Below are 6,217 nucleotides of genomic sequence, written 5' to 3' on the forward strand. Positions count from 1 at the left end.
TTATCATTCTCATTTATCTCTCAGGCATGTCTTTCTTTTAGTCATCACTTTGAGTCATGCCATCATCCCAGTCATTATCCTCAACAACCATACCTATTCAACATGCTGTCCCGGCGATGCCGGGGCAGCATGTGTCATTTTAAGGGTGTTAATAATGGCTCTCATTCTCAAGTGTGCGCTTAACCAAAACCATTCAGGAAGGTGATTTATTATGCAAGCAACCTCGAAATCAATGCCCAAATCCATAGCGCGTCAAGGAGGGGCGCAGCAACCCCGTACTCCGGGACCGCGCCGCTTCGATCCGCTGGCAATGCTCAGCAACTCCGAAATGCAGGCCGCTCTGGGGAGCGGGCTGATTATGCTCGCAGCCTGGGCTACCAGCGGCTGGTCGGAGGTCTTATCTGTAATTCTCTACGTGATCTCGTATACACTGGGCGGCTGGATGAAGGCGAAAGAAGGCGTGGAGACGCTGGTCAAGGAGCGTGACCTGGATGTTAATCTGCTAATGATCGCAGCTGCCCTGGGGGCCGCCTCCATCGGGTACTGGAATGAAGGGGCGATGCTGATCTTCATCTTTGCGCTGAGCGGAGCGCTGGAGAGTTATACGATGGAACGCAGCAAAAAGGATATCTCCTCTCTGCTGGCCCTCAAGCCTGCCACTGCGGTCCGCATCGAGCAGGGCGCGATGAGTGAGGTAACCATTGATCAGCTCGTGCTGGGCGATCTGCTGCTGATCCGTCCGGGTGAGCTGGTTCCTGCTGACGGCAAGGTGTGCCGGGGGGAATCATCTGTGAATCAGGCCTCCATCACGGGAGAATCGCTTCCTGTAGACAAAACTGTCGGCAGTGAAGTATTCGCCGGCACCGTTAATGGAGAAGGCCCCCTGTATATAGAAGTGACGAAGACTGCCGAGAATACGCTGTTCGCCAAAATCATCCGCATGGTGGAAGAGGCGGAGAACGAAGTGCCGGATTCGCAGCGTTTTATCAAACGGCTGGAATCCGTATATGCCCGAGTTGTGGTGGCTGCCACAGTACTGCTGATCACCTTGCCGCCGTTTGTGCTGGACTGGAGCTGGAGCGATACGTTCTACAAGGCCATGGTCTTCCTGGTCGTGGCGTCCCCGTGTGCGCTGGTATCCTCAATCATGCCCGCCATGCTGTCGGCTATCTCCAAGAGCGCCCGCAAAGGCATCCTGTTCAAAGGCGGGGTTCATCTGGAGAATATGGCGCGGACCTCGGTTGTTGCTTTTGACAAAACGGGTACTCTGACGGAAGGCATTCCGCAGGTCACGGACTTCATCGCCGGAGAAGGGTATGTGCGGAAAGAGCTGCTGGCCGTGAGTGCCTCCATCGAGAAGCTGTCGGGGCATCCGCTGGCAGAGGCCATTGTCGCACTGGCGGAAGCGGAGCAGATCGGGCTGCGGGATATTGAAGAGAGCCAGTCGGTTACCGGCTGGGGAATTGAAGGCGTCATAGACGGCCAGTTGTGGCGGATCGGCAAGTCCAATCTGCTGGATGAAGCGGAAGGGGCGGCTGCCGGGGCGGCTACGGACCATTGGAAGGCTCTGCGCAGCAGTCTGGAACAGGAAGGCAAAACGGTATCGCTGATCCTTGCCGGAGAGACCATCGCCGGAATGATTGCCCTGCAGGACACCGTTCGCCCCCAGGCGGCGGCTGCCGTGCGCAAGCTGCATGATCTGGGGATCAAGGTAGCGATGCTGACCGGTGACCGCGAGGCTACAGCCCGGGTCATTGCGGGGCAGAGCGGCGTTGACCTTGTGTTCGCCGGGCTTTTGCCGGAAGATAAGGTATCGCATATCAAGGCGCTTCGGGAGCAATACGGTCATGTGATCATGGTAGGCGATGGGGTGAATGATGCGCCTGCGCTCGCAACCGCAACGGTTGGCATGGGCATGGGCATGAAGGGCAGCGGGGCTGCACTGGAGATTGCCGATGTGGTACTGATGAATGACAACATTGAAGAGATTGCCGGGACGATTGCCCTGGCGCGCCGGACGCAGCGGATTGTGAAGCAGAATATGATCTTTGCCGTAACGGTCATTGCCGCCTTGATGATCAGTAACTTTGTGCAGGGGATTGCGCTGCCGTTCGGGGTGGTCGGGCATGAGGGAAGTACGATTCTCGTTATCCTTAACGGATTGCGTCTGCTGCGTTAGAAGCCGGTGCAATGTAGGGAGCAGCAGAATATGTGCCCCCGCTTATTTTAAATTGCTTAAAATTGAATTGTTCACAAAAAGGAGCGTTTACAACGGTTCTGACATATTGACAACTCCCCTTGAGGTGATCATAATAAATACTAGATTATAATTATTTTAAATAAGGAATGGCGTCTTTTCCGTCCATCTCAAGGGGGATATCATCATGTACAAATCAATTATTGTCGGTACTGGACCGGCTGGATTGACAGCTGCTATATATTTGGCCCGGGCGAACCTGAACCCGCTCGTTATCGAAGGTCCGCAGCCAGGCGGACAGCTTACAACTACAACGGAGATCGAGAACTTCCCGGGATTCCCGGAAGGCATTCTGGGTCCTGATCTGATGGATAATATGCGCAAGCAGGCAGAGCGTTTCGGTGCGCAGTTCGTGACCGGCTGGGTGAACAGCGTGGAACTGGGTGACCGTCCGTTCAAGCTGAACGTGGAAGGCATGGGCACGCTGATTACGGATACGCTGATTATCTCCACGGGTGCTACTGCCAAGTATCTCGGGATTCCCGGGGAGCAGGATAACATCGGACGCGGGGTCAGCACTTGTGCTACCTGTGACGGATTTTTCTTCCGCGGCAAAGAGATCGTGGTGGTCGGCGGCGGCGATTCCGCGCTTGAAGAAGCGGGCTTCCTGACACGTTTTGCTTCCAAGGTAACCCTGGTGCACCGCCGTGAAGAGCTGCGGGCCTCGAAGATTATGCAGGACCGTGTCCGCGATAACGCCAAAGTGACCTGGGGACTGAACCGCACCCCTGTTGAAGTGATTGCCGGAGATAAGGGTGTAACCGGCCTGAAGGTGATCAACAACGAGACCGGGGAAGAAGAGTTCATTGAAGCCAGCGGGGTATTCGTGGCGGTCGGCCATCATCCGAATACGGCATTCCTGGGCGGACAAATCACTACGGATGCAAACGGTTATATTGTATCGAATCCCGGAACCTCCGAGACGAACATTCCCGGCGTATTCGCCTGCGGCGATGTGCAGGATACCCGTTACAGACAGGCCATCACGGCTGCAGGCAGCGGCTGTATGGCGGCTATGGATGCCGAGAAATATATCGAGAGCCTGGAGCACAGCGCAGTAATTATGTAAGTCTGGCATTTGGAGAAGCAAGGATTCCGGTGCTACAATAGAGCTCAGAGTCTAATACTTAGATACGAGGAGGAAATCATACTATGGAGAATGTAATTGTATACACATCGACGAATTGCCCGCATTGCCGTCAGGTGAAAAGCTTCCTGAGCGATAAAGGGGTAGCGTACGAAGAACGCAACATCGAGCAGAACGAAGAGTACGCCCAGCAGGTGTGGGATATGGGCATGAGAGCCGTGCCGATTACGGTGATCGGGGATATGAAGATCGTAGGCATGAACAAGACCAAGTTCGACAAGGCTCTGGCTGCAACGGAGTAATTAGCTGAATAGATTGAATAGTATACACAGGCCGCTTCCCGCTGGGAGGCGGTTTTTTTGTATATTTTGGGGTCCCCGTAAAGTATCTGAGTCATCATCGAGACTATAGCTGCACTTTTTGGGGTTATTTTTGGCGGTGCTGCTGCGGGATGAGTACTTATTATAATCGTCTTCGTAGTAAGGATGCTTAACATCCTACTTAGTACTCGACTATCCTCAAAAAGTAGTAGGGGAAGCAATGGGATTATACAAAATAATCCTTAAAAATTATCGATTGGGTAGTAAAAGAGATCTAATAATTCACCTACTAAGTGAAGGATTATCGACAACCGTTATTGTTAGGGAATGACAATGACAAGGGTTGATTCCCGCGATATCACCTCCACATCAAAATGAAAAGGGTGATTAATATGGCTAACGCGAAATATCGACAAACAACCTGGAATGGAATTACAGTAGATTATATTGAAGCAGATATGTCCACAATACGGATTAAAGATTTGGGGGGGACAAATCTCACAACCTCTAGCGAGTACGGGATTAACGGGACTTACTTTGACGATACTACGGGCTATGTTCATGGTATTGCCGTAACATCCGGTGGTACTCCAGTAAGAAATTATGCTTCAACCAATGCAACATTAAAACGCGGCACGCTTGTTTGTATGCGACCCAATAACGGAACAAATCAAGTAGCATATGTCTCGGTCATCAACAAGATTGCTGACTTGTCCATTCCGACTGGCTGGATTGATTGGGCAATTGGAGGTGTCAGCTTAAAGTTGCAAGAAGCAGTTTCTAGCGAAGCTGCTTACAACAATCTCGTCAAGGATGAAAAAGGAAATCTAAGCTTTGGTGCTAACTTTCGTGCTGCAGTAGGTTATAATGGCAGCAAAATTATTATGGCTGCAATGACCAAAGCCACAAATTGTACAGCTTTGGACGCGAGAGGTATCATGAAATATCTTGGATGTACTGATGCAGTTATGTTGGATGGCAGCACAGCATCACAAATTCGTGCGAAACAAGTAAACAGCAGCGTACCTTACGTCTCAGGTGGTCCACGTAACATCTATAGTGTTATCACAGTAAATGGAGCAACTTGGTCTTAATACAATCATGCTTTTTATGGGAAATCCATTATTTGTTTCCTTTTTAATACATAATTGTGTAACCTTTTCTCATTGATAACGTCTAATTTTATATCATCCAAAAAGGTGGGATAAAATGTCAAAGTATATTGCTAGATTGGCTTTAAGCCTTTCAATGGTCATGTTCTTGTTGTTATCCTGTAGTAATGCGGCTCCAACGGGTGAATTAAATCAAGCAACCAGTACGACCTCACACAACAACTTGAAAGACAATAGCAACGAAAAAGCATCTGAAACAGATCAGTCAAAAAAAAATACCTTTAAAGCTGAACTAGCATTTGATGTGAGTTCTTTAGAAAATCAGTTATCCGAAGACCAGCGGCCACTGCTAAATGTTCTTGAAAAAAATCTAAAGGCACTTGTTGAGCACAACCACGAGGAGTTTCAAGCTGGGTTTGTTAATAAGAAATTAGCTGATGCCTTAGACTTTTACTATGGTGAAAACCTCCAATATAAGTTCACGGGTGTTGAAAGTGTAGAATTCAATTCCACAATCAAAAACCAGGTGCATATCACAGTCATTGGGGAATGTTTGGACAACAAGACTGGAAAGTTAGACTCAATTAAAATGATGTATGCCATTCGGCTGAATGAGAAAGGTACTTGGAATATATACACAATTGATTAACGCACCTATCCGTCATCATTAGAGCTAAAGTCTAACAATTGGTTACAACCGTGTGCGGAAAACAGAACACAATATGCAGGAACGAGGTCTGTGGGGGACTAAGGCATGACGAAGTGAGAGAAACAGCCGGGCGTTGAGCAGTTATAGAGTCTCCTGCGCAACGCGCCGGTCCATCAAGTAAGAGACATGAACATCTGAAAGACAGCATAGACGGCAATGCCGCTGGCGATAAGGAGGAATCCCGATTTCTTCCGCGACTGGAACAGACGCAGGACACCGAGGCTGACGAGCGGAGCAATGATGAGCAGCAGCAGCAGCACCGCTATGAACATCTTCGCCGAAATATCAGACGTATCAACATAAGTCATGGATTCTCTCTCCATTTCAGAAAAAAAGGGTATGGTGACAAATGTCACACAAGTATCCTTATTATATAGGATAGCTACTCCTTTTAGAGCAGGAAATGCAGATAAAAATGCGGCGATTTTAAGAAATATAAGAATTTATGCGCTAGCCAAAAGTGATCCTACTTTAATCACGCAAAAACAAGCCGCGTCATAAAAAGCATGCCGCAGCTGTTCCGCTTGTAAATATGCTTTATAGGGTCACGCGGATATTGCCCAGAAAATGCATGACCGCTGAAAATCCCGCTCCAATCATGGTTCCCCGGCTACCCAGCCTGGAGAAGGTGATTTCGAGCTGCTGCTTGTGGTAGGGGAGGGTACGCTCAGCTACCACCCGGCGCAGCGGCTCGCCGAGCCACGGCTCCGCCTCCGATAGAGCGCCGCCGAT

6 protein-coding genes and 1 pseudogene are annotated in these 6,217 nt (G+C 49.8%); 5 read left to right on the forward strand and 2 right to left on the reverse strand.

What is annotated here, in order from left to right; all coding sequences use genetic code 11:
- Positions 1–211: 211 nt before the first annotated feature.
- The 5 genes from C162_RS13185 (at position 212) to C162_RS13205 (ending at position 5,425) form a co-directional block, all read left to right on the forward strand.
- On the forward strand, positions 212–2,179 hold the full coding sequence (locus tag C162_RS13185) for a heavy metal translocating P-type ATPase (protein ID WP_051493450.1): 1,968 nt from the start codon (positions 212–214) through the stop codon (positions 2,177–2,179).
- Between the two features lie 205 nt (positions 2,180–2,384).
- Positions 2,385–3,326, forward strand: coding sequence for a thioredoxin-disulfide reductase (gene trxB, locus C162_RS13190; protein WP_036694921.1), 942 nt, complete (start codon positions 2,385–2,387; stop codon positions 3,324–3,326).
- 83 nt (positions 3,327–3,409) lie between these two features.
- Positions 3,410–3,646, forward strand: a complete 237-nt coding sequence (locus C162_RS13195; protein WP_036694922.1) for a glutaredoxin family protein — start codon at positions 3,410–3,412, stop codon at positions 3,644–3,646.
- A 410-nt stretch (positions 3,647–4,056) separates the two neighbouring features.
- A complete protein-coding gene (locus tag C162_RS13200; protein ID WP_036694923.1) occupies positions 4,057–4,758 on the forward strand; it encodes a phosphodiester glycosidase family protein in 702 nt (233 codons plus the stop codon).
- 115 nt (positions 4,759–4,873) lie between these two features.
- Complete coding sequence (locus C162_RS13205) at positions 4,874–5,425, forward strand: hypothetical protein (protein WP_036694924.1); 552 nt, start codon at positions 4,874–4,876, stop codon at positions 5,423–5,425.
- Positions 5,426–5,598: 173 nt separating this feature from the next.
- Here C162_RS13205 and C162_RS13210 read toward each other — a convergent pair whose 3' ends face one another.
- Positions 5,599–5,793, reverse strand: coding sequence for a hypothetical protein (locus C162_RS13210; protein WP_036694925.1), 195 nt, complete (start codon positions 5,791–5,793; stop codon positions 5,599–5,601).
- 229 nt (positions 5,794–6,022) lie between these two features.
- Positions 6,023–6,217, reverse strand: a pseudogene (locus C162_RS36360) (ROK family protein); the annotation flags it as partial.

The sequence above is a fragment of the Paenibacillus sp. FSL R7-269 genome (assembly GCF_000517865.1).
Lineage (GTDB): Bacteria > Bacillota > Bacilli > Paenibacillales > Paenibacillaceae > Paenibacillus_AQ.